The 22,619-nt window shown below is 63.9% G+C and carries 26 protein-coding genes; 7 read left to right on the top strand and 19 right to left on the bottom strand.

All coding sequences use genetic code 11. From position 1 onward, the window contains the following. Positions 1 to 214: 214 nt before the first annotated feature. Positions 215 to 1,582 carry a dGTP triphosphohydrolase gene (gene dgt, locus TRIHO_RS05040; RefSeq protein WP_068240932.1) on the top strand — a complete coding sequence of 456 codons (1,368 nt, stop codon included), beginning with the start codon at positions 215 to 217 and terminating at the stop codon, positions 1,580 to 1,582. A 226-nt stretch (positions 1,583 to 1,808) separates the two neighbouring features. Here dgt and TRIHO_RS05035 read toward each other — a convergent pair whose 3' ends face one another. From TRIHO_RS05035 to folK, 13 genes are all read right to left on the bottom strand, one after another. Continuing rightward, positions 1,809 to 3,692 carry a PhoX family protein gene (locus TRIHO_RS05035; protein WP_068240934.1) on the bottom strand — a complete coding sequence of 628 codons (1,884 nt, stop codon included), beginning with the start codon at positions 3,690 to 3,692 and terminating at the stop codon, positions 1,809 to 1,811. Positions 3,693 to 3,863: 171 nt separating this feature from the next. Next, a complete protein-coding gene (recO, locus tag TRIHO_RS05030) occupies positions 3,864 to 4,589 on the bottom strand; it encodes a DNA repair protein RecO (protein WP_068240931.1) in 726 nt (241 codons plus the stop codon). A 3-nt stretch (positions 4,590 to 4,592) separates the two neighbouring features. After that, positions 4,593 to 4,922, bottom strand: coding sequence for a DUF1491 family protein (locus TRIHO_RS05025; RefSeq protein WP_068240929.1), 330 nt, complete (start codon positions 4,920 to 4,922; stop codon positions 4,593 to 4,595). A gap of 191 nt (positions 4,923 to 5,113) precedes the next feature. Next, a complete protein-coding gene (era, locus tag TRIHO_RS05020) occupies positions 5,114 to 6,019 on the bottom strand; it encodes a GTPase Era (RefSeq protein ID WP_068240928.1) in 906 nt (301 codons plus the stop codon). Continuing rightward, the gene (rnc, locus tag TRIHO_RS05015; RefSeq protein WP_068240927.1) at positions 6,016 to 6,702 is read right to left on the bottom strand and encodes a ribonuclease III; all 687 of its coding nucleotides are present in this window, start codon (positions 6,700 to 6,702) and stop codon (positions 6,016 to 6,018) included. The genes era and rnc overlap by 4 nt, the downstream gene beginning before the upstream one ends. Positions 6,703 to 6,997: 295 nt before the next feature. Further along, the gene (lepB, locus tag TRIHO_RS05010; protein ID WP_068240926.1) at positions 6,998 to 7,834 is read right to left on the bottom strand and encodes a signal peptidase I; all 837 of its coding nucleotides are present in this window, start codon (positions 7,832 to 7,834) and stop codon (positions 6,998 to 7,000) included. A gap of 163 nt (positions 7,835 to 7,997) precedes the next feature. After that, positions 7,998 to 8,441: a holo-ACP synthase gene (gene acpS / locus TRIHO_RS05005; RefSeq protein WP_068240924.1), complete on the bottom strand. Its 444-nt coding sequence runs from the start codon at positions 8,439 to 8,441 to the stop codon at positions 7,998 to 8,000. Between the two features lie 19 nt (positions 8,442 to 8,460). Continuing rightward, on the bottom strand, positions 8,461 to 8,916 hold the full coding sequence (locus TRIHO_RS05000; protein WP_068240919.1) for an ABZJ_00895 family protein: 456 nt from the start codon (positions 8,914 to 8,916) through the stop codon (positions 8,461 to 8,463). Next, positions 8,913 to 9,683, bottom strand: a complete 771-nt coding sequence (locus TRIHO_RS04995) for a pyridoxine 5'-phosphate synthase (protein ID WP_068240917.1) — start codon at positions 9,681 to 9,683, stop codon at positions 8,913 to 8,915. Before TRIHO_RS04995 ends, TRIHO_RS05000 begins: the two co-directional genes overlap by 4 nt. A 182-nt stretch (positions 9,684 to 9,865) precedes the next feature. Beyond that, positions 9,866 to 10,597, bottom strand: a complete 732-nt coding sequence (locus TRIHO_RS04990; protein ID WP_068240915.1) for a DUF2062 domain-containing protein — start codon at positions 10,595 to 10,597, stop codon at positions 9,866 to 9,868. Positions 10,598 to 10,629: 32 nt separating this feature from the next. Beyond that, positions 10,630 to 12,762, bottom strand: coding sequence for a RelA/SpoT family protein (locus TRIHO_RS04985; protein WP_068240914.1), 2,133 nt, complete (start codon positions 12,760 to 12,762; stop codon positions 10,630 to 10,632). A 36-nt stretch (positions 12,763 to 12,798) separates the two neighbouring features. Further along, positions 12,799 to 13,152 carry a DNA-directed RNA polymerase subunit omega gene (rpoZ, locus tag TRIHO_RS04980; RefSeq protein ID WP_068240912.1) on the bottom strand — a complete coding sequence of 118 codons (354 nt, stop codon included), beginning with the start codon at positions 13,150 to 13,152 and terminating at the stop codon, positions 12,799 to 12,801. Between the two features lie 110 nt (positions 13,153 to 13,262). Next, positions 13,263 to 13,832 (bottom strand): 2-amino-4-hydroxy-6-hydroxymethyldihydropteridine diphosphokinase, encoded by a 570-nt coding sequence (gene folK / locus TRIHO_RS04975; RefSeq protein WP_232367718.1) that lies wholly within the window; start codon positions 13,830 to 13,832, stop codon positions 13,263 to 13,265. 135 nt (positions 13,833 to 13,967) lie between these two features. On the opposite strand from folK, the gene TRIHO_RS04970 reads away from it, so the two are divergent. The 5 genes from TRIHO_RS04970 (at position 13,968) to TRIHO_RS04950 (ending at position 17,756) form a co-directional block, all read left to right on the top strand. Continuing rightward, positions 13,968 to 14,537 (top strand): LabA-like NYN domain-containing protein, encoded by a 570-nt coding sequence (locus TRIHO_RS04970; protein ID WP_068240908.1) that lies wholly within the window; start codon positions 13,968 to 13,970, stop codon positions 14,535 to 14,537. A gap of 197 nt (positions 14,538 to 14,734) precedes the next feature. Further along, positions 14,735 to 15,688, top strand: a complete 954-nt coding sequence (ispH, locus tag TRIHO_RS04965) for a 4-hydroxy-3-methylbut-2-enyl diphosphate reductase (protein ID WP_068240906.1) — start codon at positions 14,735 to 14,737, stop codon at positions 15,686 to 15,688. Between the two features lie 281 nt (positions 15,689 to 15,969). Further along, positions 15,970 to 16,569, top strand: a complete 600-nt coding sequence (locus tag TRIHO_RS04960) for a class I SAM-dependent methyltransferase (RefSeq protein WP_068240905.1) — start codon at positions 15,970 to 15,972, stop codon at positions 16,567 to 16,569. Then, complete coding sequence (gene rnhA / locus TRIHO_RS04955) at positions 16,562 to 17,020, top strand: ribonuclease HI (protein ID WP_068240903.1); 459 nt, start codon at positions 16,562 to 16,564, stop codon at positions 17,018 to 17,020. Before TRIHO_RS04960 ends, rnhA begins: the two co-directional genes overlap by 8 nt. A gap of 112 nt (positions 17,021 to 17,132) precedes the next feature. Further along, the gene (locus tag TRIHO_RS04950) at positions 17,133 to 17,756 is read left to right on the top strand and encodes a trimeric intracellular cation channel family protein (protein WP_068240899.1); all 624 of its coding nucleotides are present in this window, start codon (positions 17,133 to 17,135) and stop codon (positions 17,754 to 17,756) included. A 196-nt stretch (positions 17,757 to 17,952) separates the two neighbouring features. On the opposite strand, the gene TRIHO_RS04945 is transcribed toward TRIHO_RS04950, so the two are convergent. From TRIHO_RS04945 to def (TRIHO_RS04920), 6 genes are all read right to left on the bottom strand, one after another. After that, the gene (locus TRIHO_RS04945) at positions 17,953 to 18,189 is read right to left on the bottom strand and encodes a GlsB/YeaQ/YmgE family stress response membrane protein (protein WP_068240897.1); all 237 of its coding nucleotides are present in this window, start codon (positions 18,187 to 18,189) and stop codon (positions 17,953 to 17,955) included. Positions 18,190 to 18,231: 42 nt separating this feature from the next. Beyond that, positions 18,232 to 18,468, bottom strand: a complete 237-nt coding sequence (locus TRIHO_RS04940) for a hypothetical protein (protein WP_068240895.1) — start codon at positions 18,466 to 18,468, stop codon at positions 18,232 to 18,234. After that, positions 18,465 to 19,415 carry a methionyl-tRNA formyltransferase gene (fmt, locus tag TRIHO_RS04935; protein ID WP_068240893.1) on the bottom strand — a complete coding sequence of 317 codons (951 nt, stop codon included), beginning with the start codon at positions 19,413 to 19,415 and terminating at the stop codon, positions 18,465 to 18,467. Before fmt ends, TRIHO_RS04940 begins: the two co-directional genes overlap by 4 nt. Positions 19,416 to 19,648: 233 nt before the next feature. Beyond that, positions 19,649 to 20,146: a peptide deformylase gene (gene def / locus TRIHO_RS04930; RefSeq protein ID WP_068240891.1), complete on the bottom strand. Its 498-nt coding sequence runs from the start codon at positions 20,144 to 20,146 to the stop codon at positions 19,649 to 19,651. Further along, positions 20,143 to 20,652: a peptide deformylase gene (gene def / locus TRIHO_RS04925; RefSeq protein WP_068240888.1), complete on the bottom strand. Its 510-nt coding sequence runs from the start codon at positions 20,650 to 20,652 to the stop codon at positions 20,143 to 20,145. Before def (TRIHO_RS04925) ends, def (TRIHO_RS04930) begins: the two co-directional genes overlap by 4 nt. Then, positions 20,649 to 21,173, bottom strand: a complete 525-nt coding sequence (gene def, locus TRIHO_RS04920) for a peptide deformylase (RefSeq protein WP_068240887.1) — start codon at positions 21,171 to 21,173, stop codon at positions 20,649 to 20,651. Before def (TRIHO_RS04920) ends, def (TRIHO_RS04925) begins: the two co-directional genes overlap by 4 nt. A gap of 158 nt (positions 21,174 to 21,331) precedes the next feature. On the opposite strand from def (TRIHO_RS04920), the gene TRIHO_RS04915 reads away from it, so the two are divergent. Beyond that, on the top strand, positions 21,332 to 22,504 hold the full coding sequence (locus tag TRIHO_RS04915) for a MalY/PatB family protein (protein ID WP_068240885.1): 1,173 nt from the start codon (positions 21,332 to 21,334) through the stop codon (positions 22,502 to 22,504). Positions 22,505 to 22,619 lie beyond the last annotated feature (115 nt).

Raw genomic sequence — 22,619 nt, 5'->3', positions numbered from 1 at the left:
GCGCGGCCCCCGCCCGGCCCAACGCTTTTGACATGTGCCTTTAGCGCATTCCAAAGGGGCGGGAGCACGCCCCGTCGCCCGTTGAGGTTCACGCCACGTTTCTGCCTTCCGGTGCAGCCCCGCCGCAAACTCCGGTCCGCGTGCGATTGCATTCCGCCGCTAAAACCGGTCTGTATGCCGCCACGACACCGCAGCGGCGCAGGAGACGAACAGGATGGATTGGACACAGCTCTTGGACCCGAGGCGCCTGTGCCGTCCGGATTATGCGGACGCGCCAAACCGCCCGGCCTATCTGCAGGATTACGACCGCATCCTGTTCTCAGAACCCTTCCGCCGGCTGGCGCAGAAAACTCAAGTACACCCGCTGCATGACCACGATCACGTGCACCACCGGATGATCCACTCGATGGAGACCTCCTCGGTCGGCCGTTCCCTCGGCATTCAGGTCGGCGAGGCGCTGGTGGCGGATGGCCGACTGGCCAAGGGGCAACAGCATGTCATGGCCGGTACGGTGCAGGCGGCCTGTCTGGTGCATGACATCGGCAACCCGCCTTTTGGCCACTCCGGCGAAGCCAGCATCGGCGCCTGGTTCACCCAGCAATTTGCCGCCAACGATGGCCAGGGCGCCGGCCTGGCCGCAGGTATCGCGACCGCCCACCGTGCCGAGTTCGAGGCCTTTGAAGGCAACGCCCAGGGCCTGCGCATTGTATCCCGGCTGGAGATGGCGCGGCGCGCGGGCGGCATGCGGCTGTCCTATGCCACGCTCGGCGCCTTTGCCAAATACCCCTGTACCGCCCGCGCAGCGGCGGATGCCACAACCCCTTATGTGGGGTTGAAAAAATTCGGCACCTTCGCCAGCGAGGAGGCCCTGTTTGCAGAGGCAGCAACGGCCCTTGGCCTGCCCGAGGAACGCCCCCCCGCCGGTCATCGCTGGTGGCGGCGCCATCCGCTGGCCTTCCTGGTCGAGGCCGCGGATGACATCTGCTATCGCATACTGGACCTGGAGGATGCCGCTACCGTTGGCGATCTCGACAGCGACGTCGTCTCCGGCCTTCTCGAAGACATCACCGGCAAGCCCAACCGCGCCCCCGACCCGGAGATGACCCTGCGGGACCGCACCGGCATGCTGCGTGCCATGGCCATCGGCAGCGCCATCGACAGCGCCGTTGCGGCCTTTCTCGACAATTACGACGCCATCATGGCCGGCACCTTTGACGATGGGCTAATGGAGGTCTCCTCCAAGGCCGGTGCCTTTGCCCGGCTGAAGGACATCTCCAACGCCCGCATCTTTACCGCCCAGCGCAAGACAGAGCTGGAGATCGTCGGGCGCAAAGTCCTCTTTACCATCCTGGACGAGTTTCACGCGCTGTTCCTGGCGCTCCGGGCCTGCGGTTGGAACGTCGACCGCCTGCTGAACGAGGACGCGTATCGCGCCCGATTGATACGGGCGGTGGACCTGGATCTGCGCGGGGTCGAAGACGACTATACGGCGGCGCATGCGCTGACGGATTTTGTCTCCGGCATGACCGACCGCTACGCCCTGCGGGTGCGGGATATGATCTCCGGCCAGGTGACGCGCTAGGTTCTGTTCCCAGGAAAAGGTCAGCGTTCCTGACCCATTGTTTCGCGCGCGAAACAATGGGTCAATATATGTGACCTATCACATTGATTTCATTAAATAAACCCAACAATTCCCTTACCCGGCGCACGTTGCAACGGCAACGGCAACGGCCCTGTCAACCGCCCGACATGCAAAAGGCCCCTTCCGCTCGGAAGGGGCCTTTACTCGGGTCCAGCGTCAAGGCGCCTCAGCCGAAGGCGGCACCGTCCTGCCGCCACACGGCCACAATGGCCGAGCGGGGCCTGCCGGTGCCATCCGGCCAGGCCCCGCCGGGATGCTGCACCCCGACAAAGGCGGTGGTCTTGTCGAGCGACCAGCACAGGCCGGTGACCTCGGCCCCGTTCGGGACCGTCATGAACCGGGCAATCTCGCCGGTTTCCGGATCGCCGACCAGCATCTGGTTGTTGCCCATGCCGGCAAAATCGCCGTCATTGTCATCATCGCCATCGGTCTGGATCCAAAGCATCCCGTCCGAGGAAAACGCCATCCCGTCCGGCGAGTTGAACATATTGCCTGCGGTGATGTTTTCCGAACCACCATAGGCATTGTCATAGACCGTCGGATTGCCCGCCATGACATAAAGATCCCAGTTGAACCTGTCGGCGGCATGGTTGCCCCCGGCCGGGGTCCAGCGCACGATCTGACCGTAGGTGTTGGTCTCACGCGGGTTTGGCCCGTTGACCGGCATATCATCGCCACCGGCATTGGCGGCAACGCCCCGGTTCTTGTTGTTGGTCAGCGCGCAATAGACCTCGGGGCGCAGCGGATTGCACGCCACCCATTCCGGCCGGTCCATGGTGGTGCCCCCCGCCGCCGAGGCCGCCAACCGGGTAAAGCAGAGGATCTCCGCTGCCTCCATACCGGTGCTTTCAGGGGTCAGGGGCAACCACGCGCCGGTCTGGTCGTCGTTGAACAGGGCAACAGAGAGCGTGCCGTCATCCAGCAGCCCCTCTGGCGAGCCCCCCGCCACGTAAACCCCGTTGGAGACATAGCGATACAGGTATTCGCCGCGTTCATCATCGCCAAGATAGACCACAATGCGCCCGTCCGAGGCCTGCACCATTTCGGCGTTTTCATGTTTGAACCGGCCCAGCGCCGTGCGTTTGACCGGGGTCGAGGTGGGATCCGACGGGTCGATCTCGGTGACAAAGCCATGGCGATGTGGCTCGTTCGGCTCTTGCGAGATGTCAAAGCGCGAATCGTAGATCTCGTAGGCATAGCGGCCCTGACCTCCGAGCCCGTAGCGGATGTAGCCCTCGCCTGCCGGCATCTCGCCGCTGGCGCCGAAATACCCGTTGAAGTTTTCTTCGCAGGTCAGATAGGTGCCCCACAGGGTGCGGCCCGAACCGCAATTGTTCATGGTGCCCTTGACGGTCCGCCCCTCCGGATCGGCGTTTGTCCGGACCAGCGCATGGCCGGCCAAAGGTCCCGCCAGGGTCATTTCGGTGTCATGGGTGATGCGGCGGTTGAAGGGGCTGTCCTTGACGACGGCATAGCCTGCCGCGCCCTTTGCCACTTCCATCACCGTCACGCCCTGCAGGTTCTTGAGCAGCCTCACCTCGTCGGCGTTCTGCGGGACGCCATCAGAGGCGACCGGCAGGTTGATCTTTGGGTTCACATATTCGGAATTCACCGCGATGACCTCGTGCCCGTCGATGTCAAACAGCGCCATGCCGTCGGTGTTTTCGCCAAACACCCGGTCCGACATCTCGACCGGGACGCCGGTCTCGGCGGAATAGGCCCCCTCTGCGTCGGACCAGAGCGGATCCCCCCAGCGCACCAGCACCTCGGTCCGGAAGCCCGCGGGGACATGCACCTCGTGATCGGTGGCAATGCCAATCGGCGCGAATGTGAAGCGGGAGGCCCCGGCGGCGCGGGCCAGCGTGGAAGAAGACAGCAGGCCGCTGCCAAAGACCGCCGCGCCAGGGCCAAACGCCAGCGTGCCGCCCAGAAACCCGCGCCGGGAGATGGCGCGGTCGACCACCGCGTCAAACTGGGTGCCCTCCGGGCGGGGGTCCCGGTGTTCGTCAAAGTCGTCCCAGGAAAGATCAATGAGAGATTTATCAACCATGGTCTCGCGCTCCTCGCTGTCAACTGGCTGGGTCATATGGGCCGGGGTCCGGGCAGATGGACCCGCACCTCCGTCCAGGGGTGTTCATCCAGCGAGACTGTATCACGCGTATGACGGGCTGCAGGGCGGATCGCGCCGAGCGGGGCGACCGGCGGAATGTCGCAGGTCCCGCTAGCGCGGTCGGGCCAAAACATCGAGATACCGCCCGCGCGCCTCCGGCAGCGGCCGGTTGCCAAGCGCCGGAGCCAGCTTGGTTTCGAGAAAGAAGCCGGTGGTGGCAAGCGCGGTCAGGATCTCGGCCTCCTCCGCGGTGCCCTCGCCCAGCATCACCGGCGGCAGGGGGAGCATCCGGTCTGCCCAGGCCCCCGCCCCCTGGGCAGAGACCGCCCGGCCGGATTTCGGCGACACGTAAATCAGCCCGTCGGTGGTGCCGGTGACAGCGCAGGCCGACAGGTCCAGCCCGAAGCCCAGCGCCTCTAGCAGGGCCAGTTCCCAGTGGAGATAGCCGAGCGGCCACAGATCCGCATGATCCAGCAGATCGAGCAGCGCCACGCTGCGCCGGTAGAGATCCGGGTGGGGTTCGCGGTCCGGCAGGGCAAAGGCCAGCAGCGCGCAGACCGCATTGAGCCCCGCCAGCGCCCGCCGCCCCGAGAGCGCCACCGCCGCCCGGCTGCGCAGCGGTTCCGCCTTGTAGGTGCCCAGGTGGTCCTCAAGCCGGGCCGACCAGGACAGATCCAGCTGCGCCCCCGGTTGCAACACCGGCGCCAGGCGACGGCTGCCGCCCCCCCGCACGAGGCCGGCATGACGGCCATGTTCTTCGGTAAAGACATCAATCAGCGCCGAACTTTCGCCGTGGCGGCGCACGGTCAGCAAAATCCCCTGATCGCGCCAGTCCATGGTCTAGTCCAGTCCCGGCTCATCAAGCAGATGCCGCCCCTGGCGGTCTTCGACCTCGATCACCCAGAGGTCGCTGTCGAACTGGCGCTGTCTGGCAATCGAGGCCTCGACCGCGCCATCGGGACCCGCCAGCAGTTCGACCCAGGTCCGGTCACCGGTCATCAGATCAAAGCTGCGCTGATAGGCGCGGGCCTGACCGTCGAGGGTGTTGAGCTTGACCAGTACCGCCCCGGCGGTGTCGTCGCCATGGGCGGTGACAAAGGCGGGAATGTCCTGAAACCGCAGCCGGGCCAGATAGGCATCGACCCAGAAGCGGGCGGTGAGACGGGGCATCGGGGCTCCTGCGGCGACGGCGGGTATCGGCGGCGGCCACAGTGGCCACCGGCGGTGATATTAAGGGATAGATGCGACCCGCGCGCAAGGGGGGCAAGCGCCCTGCGCCTGGGGCCCCCCGTGGGAGCCTCCGGCGGAGGTATTTTCAAAAAGATGAAGGGGCGCGGAGGGCGCTGTGGCCTGGGTGACGTCTAGTTGCCGTCTTTGAACTCCAGCCCCATCTCGGAATAGCGTTCGGATTCTTCCAGCCAGTTGGGGCGGACCTTGACCTGCAGGAAGAGGTGGATCTTGCGGTCGAGAAACGCCTCAAGATCGGCGCGGGCGGCCTGGGAGACTGCCTTGATCGTTTCGCCTTTCTTGCCGAGGACAATGCCCTTGTGGCCGTCGCGGATCACATAGATGATCTGGTCGATCTTGGCGGAGCCGTCCTTGCGCTCCTCCCAGTTTTCGGTTTCGACCGTCAGCTGGTAAGGCAGTTCCTGATGCAGGCGCAGGGTCAGTTTTTCGCGGGTGGTTTCTGCGGCAATCATGCGCAGGGGCAGATCGGCGATCTGGTCCTCGGGATAAAGCCAGGGGCCTTCGGGGACTTCGCCTGCCAGCCATTGGCGCAGATCGTCCACACCATAGCCTTTTTCGGCGGAGATCATATAGGTCTCGGCAAAGGGGAAGCGGTCGTTGAGATCGCGGGTCAGACCCAGCAGCGCGTCGGATTGCACTTTGTCGATCTTGTTGACGGCGAGGGCGACGCGGCGGCCCTGAGCCACCTCCTGCAGGCCGTCGAGGATGCGTTCGACCCCTTCGGTGATGCCCCGGTGGGCCTCGACCAGCAGGATCACCACATCGGCGTCGGCCGCGCCGCCCCAGGCGGCGGCGACCATCGCCCGGTCGAGACGGCGGCGGGGCTGGAACAGGCCGGGCGTGTCGACAAAGACCAACTGGCTGTCGCCTTCCATGGCGACGCCGCGGATGCGGGTGCGGGTGGTCTGCACCTTATGTGTCACGATGGAGACCTTGGCCCCCACCATCCGGTTGAGAAGGGTGGATTTTCCGGCGTTTGGTTCGCCGATCAGGGCGATGAAACCCGCGCGTGTACTCATGACTGTTGCTCCAGCTTGGCGAGAAGCGCCTTGGCCGCCGCCTGTTCCGCCAGCCGTTTCGATCCGGCGGTGGCCTGTTCCTCGGTGCCGTCCTCAAGCCGGGCGGCGATGGTGAATACGGGTTCGTGGTCGGGGCCCGTGCGGGCGATCTGCACATAGTCGGGCGGCGGCTGGCGACGGGCCTGGACATATTCCTGAAGCGCCGTCTTGGGGTCGCGCGCATCTTCTTCGACGGTGCCGATCCGCGTGCCCCAGAGCCGCAGGATCACGGCCTGGGCGGCCTCGAAATCGGCATCCTTGTAGATGGCGGCAATCACCGCCTCCATCGCGTCGCCCAGCAGCGCCTGTTTGCGGCGTCCGCCGGACATCATTTCGGAGCGGCCCAGTTTCAGCACCGACCCCAGGTCGATCTCGCGGGCGACGTCGGCGCAGGTTTCCTTGCGCACAAGCGCGTTGAAGCGCGGCGCCAGCTGGCCTTCGGTGGCGGTTCGGTCGGTGTCCAGCAAGGCCGTCGCCATCACCAGCCCCAGCACCCGGTCGCCCAGGAATTCCAGCCGCTGATTGTCCTGACGACTCGGCGAGGAGACCGAAGGGTGGGTCAGCGCCCGGATCAGCAGCTCGGGCGCGGCGAACGCGTGGCCGAGCCGGTCCTGAAAGGCGAGGAGATCCCTGGAAAGCTTCACGTGTGATCCTTGAAAAAGCGGCGGTCAGAGGCCTGTCGGAGCCGTCTCATATCCCAGCCACGCAGCAGAGGAAAGAACCCGCACGGCGTTCACCGTTGTTTTTGCGGTCAGCCGGGCAATGGTGCCGGTCCTGCGCGTCTGGTCGGCCATTCTTTGCTATCACGCCGACCCCGGACAACAAAGCCGCATGTCGCCCCCATTGGCGAAGGGCAACAGGGCCGCAGCGATTGGCTGCGGCCCTGTTTTGCGGCGAAGGCCGACCAGACGCTGAGGTCGGGCATCTGTCGAAACCGGCCTAGTGCACCGCCTTGAAGAAACGGTCGCCGCGCCAGGTCCAGAAGAACAGCATGGACCGGCCCGCAGAAGAGAACATGATCCGGTCGGCCCGCCCGATCAGGTTTTCCAGGGGCACATAGCCGACGCCACCGACCTGCTGTGGCACCCGGCTATCGGCCGAATTGTCGCGGTTGTCGCCCATGAAGAAGAAATGTCCCTCGGGCACATGGTAGACGCCGGTGTTGTCGCTGCCCTGGTTGCCGATGTTGAGGATGGCATGCGAGGTGCCGCCCGGCAGGGTTTCGATCTGGCGCGACTTTTTGCACAGGCCGCCCTGGCCAACCGGGTTGTTCTCGCACCGCGGGAAGTTGCCCTGCGGGCCCTGACGCTCCATCGCTTCGGTGAATTCGCCGTCATCCATCAGGCCCACTGCGGTGCCGTTGATGTTGAGAACGCCGTCTTTCATCTGCAGCTTGTCTCCGGGCAGGCCAACCAGACGCTTGATATAATCCGTGCCCGTCACAGGGTGGCGAAACACCACGACGTCGCCGCGTTCCGGCAGGCTGCCGAGAAAGCGGGTATTGTCGCCATCCACGACGCCACAGAGATCCTCGGCATCGATGTTGAGACCAATCAGTCCGAGGCGGATTGAGGGGCAAGAGGCATAGGAGTAGCCATAGACCATCTTGTTCACGAAGAGAAAATCGCCAACCAGCAGCGTTTCCTTCATCGAACCGGACGGGATCCAGAAGGGTTGAAAGAACAGGGTGCGGAAGACACCGGCGATCAGCAGCGCGTAGACGATGGTCTTGATCGTCTCGACGATTGAACTGCCGGTAGTGGTTTTCGACGCCATCAGGCTCTCCGGTCAATTGGGGACAGGTCCGGGCGTACATGCGGGCGCGCAGGCGGCAAGTCAAGCCGTCCCCGAACGCGCGCCCTCTGTCGTGGCATCGGTTCCGCCCGGGTGTGGGTCTTCTGCCGCAGATCGCCCCGAGCGCGCTCGGGGGAGCGTGGCCTCAGTCCGGAACAGCGGGAGACACAGCGGGAGACAGGGGCACGGCGGAGATCGGGCGGGCTTCGATCAGGACAAAGGCCTGCGCCCAGGGGTGGTCGTCGGTCAGGGTGACATGGATGATCGCCTCATGTCCCGGCGGGGTCATCTCGGCGAGACGCTCTGCCGCCCAGCCGGTCACATGCATCACGGGCTGGCCGCTGCGCAGGTTGGACACTGCCATGTCCTTCCAGGCGATGCCCATCCGCAGACCGGTGCCGAGCGCCTTGGAGCAGGCCTCCTTGGCGGCCCAGCGTTTGGCATAGGTACCGGCCACATCGCGGCGGCGTTCGGATTTGGCCTGTTCCACTGCCGTGAATACCCGGTTGCGGAACCGATCGCCAAAACGGTCCAATGTGCCCTGGATGCGGTCGATATTGGCCAGATCGGTGCCGATGCCGAGGATCATATGCGCGATGCGGGGCCTGTCAGCCCCGCCCTCCTTTGCGCGTTTTGGCTGCCAGATCGGCCTGCGCCCGCAACGCGGATTTGGCGCCCAACGCGACGAAATAGCGCACCAGCAGAAAGGAAACCGCCGTCTGGAACAGGATCGCGGCCAGCAGCAGCAACGCGCCCTGGGTGTGGGAGAGCATCAGCTTGATCTGCGGCGCGGCGACGCTGAAAATCGAGACCGAGATCATCGTCAGTCCCAGGATGATCACCGCCGCCCGACATGCAAAGCGCCAGATCTGCGAGGACTCTGGCAGGCGTTTTTCAACCCCGGCAAAGCGCTGCCCTTCGACCAGTCCGGCCACCATGGCGGGGATAATGGCCATCCCGGCATTGGCAACATTGAAATTCCCGACCGCCTGGACCAATACGACGATCATCATGAGCCCCAGCATCGTAGCGAGATAGACCAGCGAGAAACGGCGCAGATTCATGTCGCGGCTCCGGTGCGGGCAAGATCCATCAGACGACGCATTTCCTGCACCGCTGGGGTGAGGCCGCGAAACACCGCCTCGCCAATCAGGAAATGGCCGATATTCAGCTCCTTCAGCTCCGGGATGGCGGCAATTGGCCCCACCGTGTCATAGGTCAGCCCGTGCCCGGCATGCACCTCCAGCCCCAGCTCATGGGCAAAGCGCGCCATATCCTGCAGCGCCGCCAATTCGGCGTCACGGGCGGCAAAATCACCCGCCGCGTGGTGGTCGCAATAGGCGCCGGTGTGCAGTTCGATGACCTCAGCCCCGATCCGGTGGGCCGCTTCGATCTGGGCCTTGTCCGCGGCGATAAAGATCGACACCCGGCAGCCCGCCGCTCGCAGCGGCGCAATGAAATGCGACAGCCGGTTGGCGTCGCGCGCCACCTCCAGTCCGCCTTCGGTGGTGCGTTCCTCGCGCTTTTCCGGCACGATACAGACCGCATGCGGCTTGTGGCGCAGGGCAATCGCCTGCATCTCGTCGGTGGCGGCCATTTCAAAATTCAGCGGCACGGACAGCGCCGCCATCAGCCCGTCGATATCGGCGTCGGTGATATGGCGGCGGTCTTCGCGCAGATGGGCGGTGATGCCATCGGCCCCGGCCTCTTCGGCCAGTTTCGCGGCGCGGATCGGATCCGGATAGGCGCCGCCGCGCGCATTGCGCACCGTGGCCACGTGGTCAATATTGACGCCAAGGCGCAGGTCGGATTTGGGCGGAAGATCGGGCATGAGTATGGCTCTTTGTCTGTGTCCTGAGGGTCGCTGTTGGCGCAGAGCCTAGTCCCCACCGTGGCGGTGGCAAGCGACAAGACCGCGAGTGATACAATTCTTCGCGCACGCGACCGGCCCTCCCTTTTGCCTGACCCACCCCAAGCGGCGGCGGTGACGGTGCGCGGTCAGTCGGCGCACGGTCAGTCGGGGCGCGATGTCTTGGGCGGGCGCGGCTGCGCATCCGACAGCGGCGAGGCGTTGGGTGGTTTGGTGCCACGGGGCGCATGCGGGCTGTTCACCGCCTCCAGTTCGGCGCGTTTCTTGATCGCCTCGAACTTTGCCTTGATCTTGCGTCTGCGGCGTTGCTGATAGCTGTGGATGACCGGCACCGACAGAAAATAGCCGACAACGCCAGTGATGAGCCCCGGAATGAGCCCGCCGATCAGATAGGGGTAGAACACCTCGTGATAGAAGATCACCAGCCCGGTCCAGTCGGTCGCCGCCCCGGTCGCAATGGCATAGACGTTGTACCAAAGATCCCAGCCCGCCGCGAGAAACTTGTCCGTCAGGGTCGCGTCAACCTCGGCCATCGGCTGGCTGCCCAGGAGCCAGTGCCCGGTCTGCAAAGCGATCACACCAATCGGCACATAGGTCAGCGGGTTGCCAAAAAACGTCGCCGAGAGCGCCGCCAGAAGATTGCCGTTCACACAGCGCGCCAGCAGGGCGGCGACCACAAAATGGATACCGTAGAAAGGGGTAAAGGTGGTGAATAGCCCCACCGCAATGCCCCGTGCGATGCGTTCGGGATGGTCAGGCAGCCGCCGGATCCGGTGTTTGACATAGTGAAACGCCCTGCCCCAGCCCCCACGAGGCCAGAGAAACTCCGCAACCGCCCTGAGCGGCGGACGTCTGTCTCGGCGCCTGAATACCAAAGGTATTGTCCCTATTCTTCCTGCTGAAGAGCCTAGGCCGGGCGCGGGTGCGGTCCAGCCCTCTGCCGGTAACGCGCAACGGCGGCGACGTCGCTTTCAGCCTCCAATGTCAATATCAGCGAATGCAGCTGTTCTACATCACGCAATTCCACATTGATCATCAAGCGGTAAAAGTCAGGTTTCCGGTCAACGAATTCAAGGTTGGAAATGTTGGCTTTTTTTTCACCGACCAGCGTGCAGATTCTGCCCAATACGCCCGCATCATTGCCAATGGTCAGCTCCAGCGTGGTGCTGTAGACGGCCGGGTGGGTGCCGGAATGCCAATGGACATCGACCCAGCGATCCATCTGATCCTCGAATTCACCCAGCCGGTCACAATCGGCGGCATGCACGATCACCCCCTGCCCGCGCGAGGTGATGCCGATGATTCGCTCGCCCGGCAGCGGTTCGCAGCAAGAGGCGCGTTCGAATTTCTGCCCCGGTTCCAGACCGATGACGGCGCGGCGCGGCGAGACTTCTTCGCCCTCTTTTGCGGTCAGTTCCGGATAGACCGCCTGCACAACATCATGTGCGGTGATCACGGCCGCCCCAAGGCGGGCGAGAAGTTCCGTGACGTCGCTGACCCGCAGGGCGCGGGCGGCGGTTTCCAGCGCCTTGTCAGTGGCTTTCTTGTGCACATGTTCAAAGGCAGAGCGGGCGAGTTCGTGGCCAAGTTTCACAAACCGTTCCCGGTCTGCTTCGCGCAGGGCGCGGCGGATTGCGGTGCGGGCCTTGCCGGTGGTGGCGATTTCCAGCCAGCTGACCTGTGGGGTCTGGCCCTCGGCGGTGATCACCTCGACCGACTGGCCATTGCGCAGGCGGGTCCACAGCGGCACCCGGATGCCGTCCACCTTGGCCCCGACGCAGGCGTGGCCGATGCGGGTGTGAATGGCATAAGCGAAATCGATCGGCGTGGCGCCCTTTGGCAGCTTGATCACATCCCCCTTGGGGGTGAAGCAGAACACCTGGTCCGAATACATCTCCAGCTTGACCGCTTCGAGGAATTCGTCGTGGTCGTCCTCGCCATCAAACTGTTCGGTCAGCGAGGCGATCCATTTCGCCGGATCAACCGCAAAGGGGTTTTCGGTGCGCACCCCGTCGCGATAGGACCAATGCGCCGCCACGCCGCTTTCGGCCACATCATGCATCTGCCGGGTGCGGATCTGCACCTCCACCCGCTTGCCATCGCGGCCTGACACTGTGGTGTGGATCGACCGGTACCCGTTGGTTTTCGGCTGGCTGATGTAGTCCTTGAACCGTCCCGGCACCGCCCGCCAACGCTGGTGAATGGTGCCTAGGGTGCGGTAACAGTCCTCTTCGGAGCGGGTGATGACGCGAAAGCCATAGATGTCGGAGAGGCGCGAGAAACCCTGATCCTTTTCCTGCATCTTGCGCCAGATCGAATAGGGTTTCTTGGCGCGGCCAAAGACCTCCGCCTCGATGCCGGCCTTGTCCAGCTCTGTCCGCATGTCGCCGGTGATCCGGTGGATCACGTCCCCGGTTTCACGTTGCAGCGTGACAAAACGGCGAATGATCGACTGGCGCCCCTCGGGGTTCAGCACCTTGAAGGCCAGGTCTTCCAGCTCTTCGCGCATCCACTGCATCCCCATGCGCCCCGCCAGCGGCGCATAGATATCCATGGTTTCGCGCGCCTTCTGGGCCTGCTTTTCCGGCCGCATGGCGCGAATGGTGCGCATGTTGTGCAGCCGGTCGGCCAGCTTCACCAGGATCACCCGCAGGTCCTTGGACATTGCCATGAACAGCTTGCGGAAGTTCTCGGCCTGTTTTGTCTCGCGGCTGGAGAGTTGCAGATTGGTCAGCTTTGTCACGCCATCGACCAGCATCGCCACCTCGTCGCCAAAGCGCGAGGCGACCTCCTCGTAAGAGGCTTTGGTGTCTTCGATGGTGTCGTGCAGCAGCGCGGTGATGATGGTCGCATCATCCAGCCGCTGTTCCGTCAGGATCGCGGCGACGGCGACGGGATGCGAAAAATAGGGCTCTCCGGAATGCCGGAACTGGCCCTCATGCATCGCCGCGCCAAAGGTATAGGCGTCGCGAAGGCGTTGCACGTTTGTCTTTGGGTTGTAGTCGCGGACCAGGGAGATCAGGTCGTCAGCAGATGTCATCGCCGGTCCGCAGCCTTTCCTTGCAGGACACCAGGATCAGCCCTGACCCTGGGCCTCCATCAACGCACGCAGGAGCTTTTCTTCGCTCATGTCGTCGTCTTGCGGTTTGTCCGCTTCGCCACCCATCAGGAGGGCCATGGAATCTTCTTCCGGCTCGTCGACCTCGATCTGAGTCTGATTGCTCTCGATCAGGCGTTCGCGCAGGGCGTCGGCGCTCTGCGTTTCCTCGGCAATCTCGCGCAGGGAGACAACCGGGTTCTTGTCGTTGTCACGGTCCACGGTGAGTGCGGCACCAGAAGCGATCTCGCGCGCACGATGGGCAGCAAGCATCACCAGTTCAAATCGGTTGGGAACCTTGTCAACGCAGTCTTCGACCGTCACACGGGCCATAAGCGACTCTCCAATACAGTTCTGGGTCCAGAAGGCGTGCTTCTATGAGAATTTTGAGGGCTTGACAAGCGTCGGACATTCACAATTGCAGGAATTCGCTCAAATTCCGGTCAAAGCGGGTCCACCGCCTGCCGATCTGCAAGCGGACAATCGGCCAGCATCTCGGCCACGCTGCGCCCCAGAACCGGATGCACCCAACCGGGCGCCACATCGGCCAGCGGCACCAGAACAAAGGCGCGGTCCTGCAGTCGCGGATGCGGCAGGATCAGCTGATCCGGCGCGGCGCTGCGTTGCTGGTCCTGCGGCAGGGCGCGCCAGTGGTTGAAGAGGGCCCTGTCTGGCAGGATCGCCTCCCCGGCCGCCAACAGGTCCAGATCCAGCGTGCGCATGCCCCACCGCTCGGTCCGGGTCCGCCGGTACCGGGCCTCGATCCGGTGCAGACGCGTCAGAACTTCCTGTGGCGTGAGCGCCGCCTGCACCACCACGGCCGCGTTCACATAGTCGGGACCGGCCCCGGCCGGAAAACAGGGCGTGGTGTAAAACCGCGAGACTGACGTGACGGAAATACCCTCGTCGCGGAACGCCGAAAGACAGCTCTGCACCGTGCCAAGTGGCGTTGTGCCTTCATTTTCCAGATTGCTGCCAAGCGCCACAAGAAAAAATAACCGATTTTCGGTCACATTTGACCCCAGTTCTATACCATCGCGCCCTTGCGGGACCTGCCAAATATTCTATTTTAAGTCCACCCGCGTGGTCTGAAATTTTTTACTCACTCACGGACGACCCGGACCCGCGACACCAAAAGGACACATTTTATGTTTTACAAGGACGAACGGCTTGCGCTGTTCATAGATGGCTCGAATTTATATGCTGCGGCGAAGGCATTGGGTTTTGACATCGACTACAAGCTTCTGCGACAGGAATTTATGCGTCGCGGAAAACTTGTTCGGGCTTTCTACTATACCGCGCTGCTGGAAAATGACGAGTACTCCCCGATCCGCCCGCTTGTGGATTGGCTTCACTATAATGGGTTCACCATGGTGACCAAACCCGCCAAAGAATACACCGACAGCATGGGACGCCGTAAGGTCAAGGGCAATATGGACATCGAACTTGCCGTCGATGCCATGGAGCTGGCCCCACGTGTCGACCATATCGTGCTGTTTTCGGGCGATGGAGACTTCCGCCCGCTGATCGCCAGCCTGCAGCGTCAGGGCGTGCGGGTTTCCGTCGTCTCGACCATTCGCAGCCAGCCGCCGATGATTTCCGACGAGTTGCGCCGACAGGCCGACAATTTCATCGAGCTGGAAGAGCTGCGAGACGTGATCGGCCGCCCGCCGCGCGAGGTTCCGGCAGAGACACGCCCGGTCTCTTCGGCCAACTGACACCGGTCGGGCCAGGTCCGTCCGTTCCAGTTCAAACGCCCGGCACGCCAACTGCCGGGCGTTTTATTTTGCCCGCCGCCGCTGAGGGTGGTTTTGACACGGCCGCAGCACTGGACCTCGGTCGGTGCAGGCCTTACCTCTGTGTCGAGGCTGACCACCTCTGAACCATCGCCTCCGCCACAAGGGGAACACCACGCATGACTTCGTCCAAACCCGCCCTGACCCTGTATCTCGCTGCGCCGCGCGGGTTCTGCGCCGGCGTTGATCGTGCGATCAAGATCGTGGAAATGGCGCTGGAGAAATGGGGCGCGCCGGTCTACGTGCGCCATGAGATCGTGCACAACAAATTCGTGGTCGATGGGCTGCGCGAAAAAGGGGCGGTCTTTGTCGAAGAGCTGGAGGAATGCCCGGACGACCGGCCAGTGATCTTTTCCGCCCATGGGGTGCCGAAATCGGTCCCCGAGGCGGCCACGCTGCGCCAGATGGTCTATGTCGATGCCACCTGCCCGCTGGTGTCCAAGGTGCATATCGAAGCCCAGCGCCATGCCGAGGCCGGGTTGCAGATGATCATGATCGGCCACAAGGGCCACCCGGAGACCGTCGGCACCATGGGCCAACTGCCCGAGGGCGAGGTCTTGCTGGTGGAAACCGTCGCGGATGTGGCCGAGGTGACAGTGCGCGATCCAGAGCGGCTTGCCTTTGTGACCCAGACCACCCTGTCGGTGGATGACACCAGGGACATCGTGGCGGCGCTGCAGGATCGGTTCCCGGCCATCATCGGCCCCCACAAAGAAGACATCTGCTATGCCACCACCAATCGCCAGGAAGCGGTGAAGGCGGTGGCGCCGAAGTCCGACGCGCTGCTGGTCGTCGGGGCGCCCAATTCATCGAACTCGCGCCGACTGGTCGAGGTCGGCGCCAAGGCAGGCTGCCAATATGCCCAATTGGTGCAGCGGGCCGAGAATATCGACTGGCGCGCATTGGACGGGATCCGGTCGATTGCGATCACCGCCGGGGCCTCGGCGCCGGAACTGCTGGTGAACGAGGTCATCGACGCCTTTCGCGCCCGGTACGACGTCACCGTCGAACTGGTGGAAACCGCCATCGAAAAGGTCGAATTCAAGGTGCCGCGGGTCTTGCGCAGCGCCTGACCGTCGCGGGCGGCGGCCCGGCGCGGGTTCAGGGGCTTGCCATCCGCGCCGGCACCGGTACCTTGGGGCAACGACTGAGTTGTTTTGTTTTCCCGTTTTCGCGCGCGACAAGGATCTGGACTTTTGATGTCCCTCAATTTTCTCGTCACCGCCTGTATTGCCGTTCTTGCGCCCGCAACGGGCGTGATCGACCAGCTGGCGCCCGGGCCCGGTCGGCGGCGCGCGCCCCGCGCGATGCCCCTGCGCCCTGTGGTCCTGCCTCTATCTATGGGAGTGGTCCTGTGAGTGATGACGAAACCATGGCCGCCTACGCCAAGGCGGCAGAAGAGTACGGCAAAGGCTTTGCCAGGGCGAAAGACACGTTTCACGAGCCCGACTATGCGGCCTTTGTCGCGGGGCTTCCCGACGGCGGTACCGTGCTGGATCTGGGCTGCGGTCCCGGCCATTGGGCCGCCCGGTTCCGCGACGACGGCTACCGGGTGGCGGCGGTCGATGCCTCGCCCGAAATGGCCGCCTATGCAAAAGACACCTTTGGGATTGATGTCAGCGTCGCGGAATTCGAAGACATCGAATCCGAAGCCCTGTTTGACGGCATCTGGGCCTTTTTCAGCCTGCTGCACGCCCCCCGCGACGATTTCCCCAGCCATCTGCTGCGCCTGCGTCGGGCCCTGGTGCCGGGCGGACAGCTGAGCCTTGGCATGAAGCTGGGCGAAGGCGAGCGCCGGGACGAGCTGGGCCGGTTTTATGCCTATTACAGCGAGGAAGAGCTGACCGCCCTGCTTGGCGTGCTGGGGTTTACGGTCCTGAGCGCAAGACGCGGAAACGGCAAAGGATTGGCTGGCGCCGACGAGACCTTTGTCGTACTGACCGCACATGCCTGAATTATTTGCCTATACCGACGGAGCCTGCTCCGGAAATCCTGGCCCTGGCGGCTGGGGCGCCCTTTTGCGGGCGATGGACGGAGACGCCATCGTCAAGGAACGCGAATTGCAGGGCGGAGAGAAAGACACCACCAACAACCGCATGGAGCTGCTGGCGGCGATCCACGCGCTGGAGAGCCTGGCCCGGCCCTCCAAGATCACGGTGGTGACCGATTCCGCCTACGTCAAGAACGGCGTCACCGGCTGGATTTTCGGCTGGAAGCGCAACGGCTGGAAGACCGCCGCCAAAAAACCGGTGAAGAACGTCGAGCTGTGGCAGCGTCTGGATGCCGCCCAGGCGCGCCATGACGTGACATGGGAATGGGTCAAGGGACATGCCGGCCATCCGGAAAACGAACGCGCCGACGAGCTGGCCCGCGCCGGCATGGCACCGTTCAAGAAAGGCGGCTGAGCCTGAGCGCAGGCCGGCCTCAACAGCGACATAGGGCGGGGCAGAACATGGCCTCTGCGTCGCTCATCGCATTGGCCCGCACATGGCAAGCGAGTGGCAAGGGAGAGCCCACATGAGTTTTCTGACGCTGCTGGACTATGCCTCCGTCCTTGTCTTTGCCGCCTCGGGGGCGATGGTCGCCAGTCGGGCCCAGCTGGACATCATCGGCTTTGCCTTTATCGCCTGCCTGACGGCGGTCGGCGGGGGCACGGTGCGCGATGTGCTGCTGGACCGAAATCCGGTGTTCTGGGTCGGGGACCCGGTGCCGATCCTGCTGGCCAGCGGCGTCGCGGCCACGGTGTTTTTCACGGCGCATCTTGTGGAAAGCCGGCTACGCTGGGTGATCTGGCTCGACAGTTTTGCGCTCGCCATCGCGGTTCCTGCGGGCACGGGGGTGGCGATGGAGCTGGGGCACGGCCCGGTGATTGTGGTGCTGATGGGCATGGCAACAGGCAGTCTCGGCGGTCTGATGCGCGATGTGGTTTGTAACGAGGTGCCTCTGGTTCTGAAACAGGGCGAGCTTTACATCTCCTGCGCGCTGGCGGGCGCGACCGTTGCCGTGGTCCTGTTGTGGCTGGGATCGACGCCTGCCACAGCGCTTGTCAGCTGCGCCGCAATGACCTGGGTCACGCGGGCCGGTTCTTTGATTTTTGGCTGGCACTTGCCGATCTACAAGGGCCGTCCGCCCCGCAGCTAGCGGTTGCGGCATCCGCCCATATCGCGCGGCCCATAGTACCGCCCTCCGCAGCGCCGAAACTGAGGCCAGCCCGCCCCGTCATCGCCATGACCGCCAGCAGGGCCCGCAGGACCAGCCCGCCAACCACGGCTCCGCGGGTCGTTTCGGGCTATGCCCGAAACGAAACACCTCCCTGGCGGGCAGCTGTCGGACATACCTACTTGTTGCTGATCTTTTGCCAGAGATAGATCAGCGCCAAGGCCCCGAGGATGGCCCCCACCAGCCCGGCCATCATCCCCATGACCGCCAGCAGGGCCCGCAGGACCAGCCCGCCAACAACGGCTCCGGCGATCCCGATGGCGATGGTGGTGGGCACATCTGTCTCTATACGCATGATCCGAGTCGCGATGAACCCGGCTGCTGCGCCGACTATGATCAGAAAGACAATCGGCATCTCAAACCCTCTCTTCCGGTCGTATCTGGACTCTGGCGCCCCTCAGCGCCGCCAATGAAACGGCACGATGATCAGCGCCCCAATCGACGACAGGATTGCATTCCAGCCCGGTGCATGGAACCCGATGCCGAACATCAGTCGCAGAAAGAAAAACAGAAAGGCACCGCCGATGCAGATGATGATCGACTGAACCACCCCATTGTGGGTAAAGCCACTGCGCTCTGCCAGATATCCGACGATGCCCGCAATCACCACGGTGCCAAACAGCGCCAGCATCATTGCGCGGGCTCGGATTGGGCCAGTTTTGTGCCCGCTGCGACTGGAAAACCGCGCAGGAAGGTCTCGCGGTCCTGTGCGCCCTTGCCCGCCCGCTGGAGCCGCAACAGCGACACTGCCCCGGTTCCACAGGCAACGGTCAGGGCGTCGTCAAGGACCGTCCCCGGCGCCCCCTGCCCCTCCGTCGGCCCGTCTGCCAGCCTATCAGCCAGCCCAGACCCGAGAACCTTGATCCGCTGGCCGTCGATCTCGCACCAGGCACCCGGAAAGGGCGACAGGGCGCGAATTTGACGGTCCACGACCGCTGCGGGGGCCGTCCAGTCGATGCGGGCCTCGGCCTTATCGATCTTGCTGGCATAGGTGACACCCGCCTGCGGCTGCGGCTCGGGGCTAAGCTCCGACAGGTGGCTGAGCGCCTCGACGATCAGATCCGCCCCGATCTGCGACAGGCGGTCGTGCAAGGTGGCGGTGGTTTCCCCGGCGTCGATCGCGGTGGTTGCGCGCAGCAGAACAGGCCCGGTATCCAACCCCGCCTCCATCTGCATGATGCAGATGCCGGTCTCAGTATCGCCCGCCATGATGGCGCGATGGATCGGTGCCGCCCCGCGCCAGCGCGGCAGCAGGCTGGCGTGAATATTGAGACAGCCCTGACGGGGCGCATCAAGGATCACCTGCGGCAGGATCAGACCATAGGCGACCACCACCGCGATATCCGCCTTTAGCGCGGCAAAGGCAGCCTGCTCTTCGGCCCCCTTGAGCGAAACCGGGTGGCGCACCATCAGTCCCAGGTCACGCGCGCGGGCCTCGACCGGCGTTGGACGGTCTTTTTTGCCGCGCCCGGCAGGACGGGGAGGCTGACAATAGACCGCGGCGATGTCATGGCCCGCGGCCACCAATGCCTCCAGCACCGGCACCGAAAACTCCGGCGTTCCCATAAAGATAACCCGCATCCTGCTGTCTTTCTGTATCAACCCCTGATTTGCACAGACTTAGCGCAGGCGCGGGCGCAGGGCCAGTGCGCAGGCAAGTCCGGGACGCAGCCAAGGCCAGTGCGCAGTCGCGAGGCATAGTCGGATCGCGGCGCGGTGGTGCCCTGTCCATTCCAAACCAGCCCTGTCAGGAAACGGCGAGGCGGGGCGGGGTAGATCTCCGGGGGGGGATTTGAACAACGCGGGTGGCGTGCTCAGCCCTGCAGTTTGCGGGCCTTCTTGATCAGCATGTCGCGCTTTATCCGCGACAGATGATCAAAGTACAGCTTGCCATTCAGGTGGTCGATCTGATGCTGAACGGATGTCGCCTCGATACCGACGAAATCGCGCCGATCCACCACCCCGTCCTGATTGAGAAAGCGCACGGTGACGGCGCGCGGGCGTTTGATCCTGGCAGAGACGCCGGGCAGGTTCGGGCTGGCTTCTTCGTGTTCGCGCAGCTCGATCGAGGCGTGCAGGATTTCCGGGTTCGCGAGCCGCACGGCACGGCCGCGTTCGCTGGATCCATCGACCACTGCAAGGCGCAGCATCACCCCGATCTGAGGGGCCGCGAGCCCCACACCGGGCATTGCCTCCATCGTGTCGATCATATCCTGCCAATGGGCGCGGATCTCGTCGGTGATTTCGCTCACCTCCTGCGCTGTGGCGCGCAGGCGTTTGTCAGGCCAGGGCAGGCAGCGGCGAATGGTCATCGGGGTGCATCCTTTTGGGTGTGGTAGCGATCTTCGGCGGCCTGACGCGCCTCTGGCGCGAGGTGGTCAAAGGTGACACGGCCTTCCAGGTGATCATATTCGTGCTGGATGCAGCGGGCGGCGAACCCGTCGAACTGGTCCTCGTGCCAGGCCCCGCCCGCATCCTGCCAGCGCAGGCGGACTTCGGTCGGGCGATAGACCTCGGTCGAGACGCCGGGGATCGACAGGCACCCCTCCTGCGCGGCGACAAGATCGTCGCTGTGCCAGAGGATGTCGGGATTGATCATCACAACCGGCGCGGCCGGACCGTCCTTCCAGGCGACATCCATCACAAAGAGGCGTTTCAGAACGCCGACCTGCGGCGCTGCAAGACCGCGACCGGGGGCGTCATACATGGTCTCCAGCATATCGGCGATCAGATCCGAGAGATCCTCGGCCGGGTCCACCGCCGTGCAGACCGTGCTCAGGCGAGCATCCGGCCAGGTGACGATGGGCCGCAGGCTCATGCGTTGCCGCGCGCGATCTCGCGCTTGAGCTTTTGCATCTTGCGGGTGATCATCTGACGCTTCAGCGGTTTCAGATAGTCGATGAACAGTTTGCCATCCAGATGGTCGATCTCGTGCTGGACACAGGTCGCCCAGAGCCCATCAAAGGTTTCGGTCTGCAGGTTGCCATCGCGGTCAAGCCATTCCACATCCACCACTTTGGGGCGGGTGACCTCGGCATATTGTTCCGGGATCGACAGGCAGCCCTCTTCGTAGACGTTGTTTTCCTCGGATGCGGCCAGGATGCGCGGGTTGAACATCGCCAACGGGCGCGGCGCGCCGTCTTCTTCCTTGACGCAATCCAGCACGATCAGGCGCTCCAACACACCGATCTGCGGTGCCGCCAGACCGATGCCCGGCGCGGTATACATGGTTTCCAACATGTCGTCGGCCAATTGGCGCAAGTCATCAGAAAGGTCCGGCACGGCAACGGCCGTCTTCTTCAGACGCGGGTCGGGGTGGATCAGGATCGTGCGTTTCATGCCCCGCATTTAGGCCAAACCCACAATCGCCGCAACGCCTCTTGCGCAGGGGCGCGTCGGGTCCTGTTCCCGCCTGTGTTTGTACCATCACATTGGCAGGACTTGCGCCGCGCGCTCAGTTGGCTAGCGTCTGAAAAAAACGTCACAGAAAGAACGTCATGGATTTCGACACGATCATCGACCGCCGCGGCACCCATTGCGCAAAATGGGACATGATGGAGCCCCTCTACGGGGTATCGCCCGAGGATGGGCTGGCGATGTGGGTCGCCGATATGGATTTTGCCGTGCCGGATGTGGTGACCGACCGGCTGCGCGAGATGGTCGATCATGGCATCCACGGCTATGTGAACCGCGAGTCCGAGTATAAGGGCGCCATCCAGTGGTGGATGGAAAACCGCCATGGCTGGCGCGTCGATGCCGATGCGATTTTCACCACGACCGGCCTGGTGAATGGCGTCGGCATGTGTCTGGACGCCTTTACCCAGGCCGGGGACGGCATCGTCCTGTTCACCCCGGTGTACCATGCCTTTGCCAAGGTGATTCGCCTTGCCGGGCGCGCGGTGGTGGAATGCCCGATGGTGCAGGAAGACGGTGCCTACCGGATGGATTTCGCCGCCTATGACGCCCAGATGACCGGCACGGAGCGGATGGTGATCCTGTGTTCGCCGCATAATCCGGGCGGCCGCGTCTGGACCCAGGCCGAATTGCAAGGCGTGGCGGATTTCTGCAAACGCCATGACCTGCTGCTGATTTCGGACGAAATCCACCATGATCTGGTTTTCGGCGACGCAAAACACCTGCCGATGCCGGTTGCGGTGCCCGAGGTCAGCGAGCGGTTGATCATGCTGACTGCGCCGTCAAAGACCTTTAACTTCGCCGGGCTGCACACAGGCCAGGTGACGATCCCGGATGCGGCACTTCGCGAACAGTTCCGCCGCCGCATGCAGGCGATCTATCTGCAGGGCAACACGGCGGGCGAGGTGGCGACCATCGCGGCCTATTCGCCGGATGGCGCCGCCTATGTCGATGCCCTGGTTCCCTATATCGACGGCAACCGGCAGATCTTTGACGCGGCGGTAAATGCGATCCCCGGTCTGCGCTCGATGGGTCTTCAGGCGACCTATCTGGCCTGGGTCGATTTTTCCGGAACCGGCATGGACCGGGCGGAATTCACCAGACGGGTGGAACAGGGCGCCCGGATCGCGGCCAACCATGGAACCACCTTTGGGACTGGGGGCGAGAGCTTCTTGCGGTTCAACCTTGGCACCCAGAGATCGCGGGTCGAAGAAGCCTGTGCCCGCCTGACAGAAGCCTTTGGCGATCTGCAATAAGCCGCGCGGCCCGGGGGTCGGGGGCGACGGCGCCGACCCCCGGGCCGGCGGGCGTGGATGACCACAGGAAGAGCAGAGGTGTTTCGCATTGGGCTTTGCCCAATGCGACCGGCGC

This window comes from Tritonibacter horizontis, assembly GCF_001518015.1.
GTDB lineage: Bacteria > Pseudomonadota > Alphaproteobacteria > Rhodobacterales > Rhodobacteraceae > Epibacterium > Epibacterium horizontis.
This window is presented reverse-complemented; position numbering and strand designations above follow the sequence as displayed.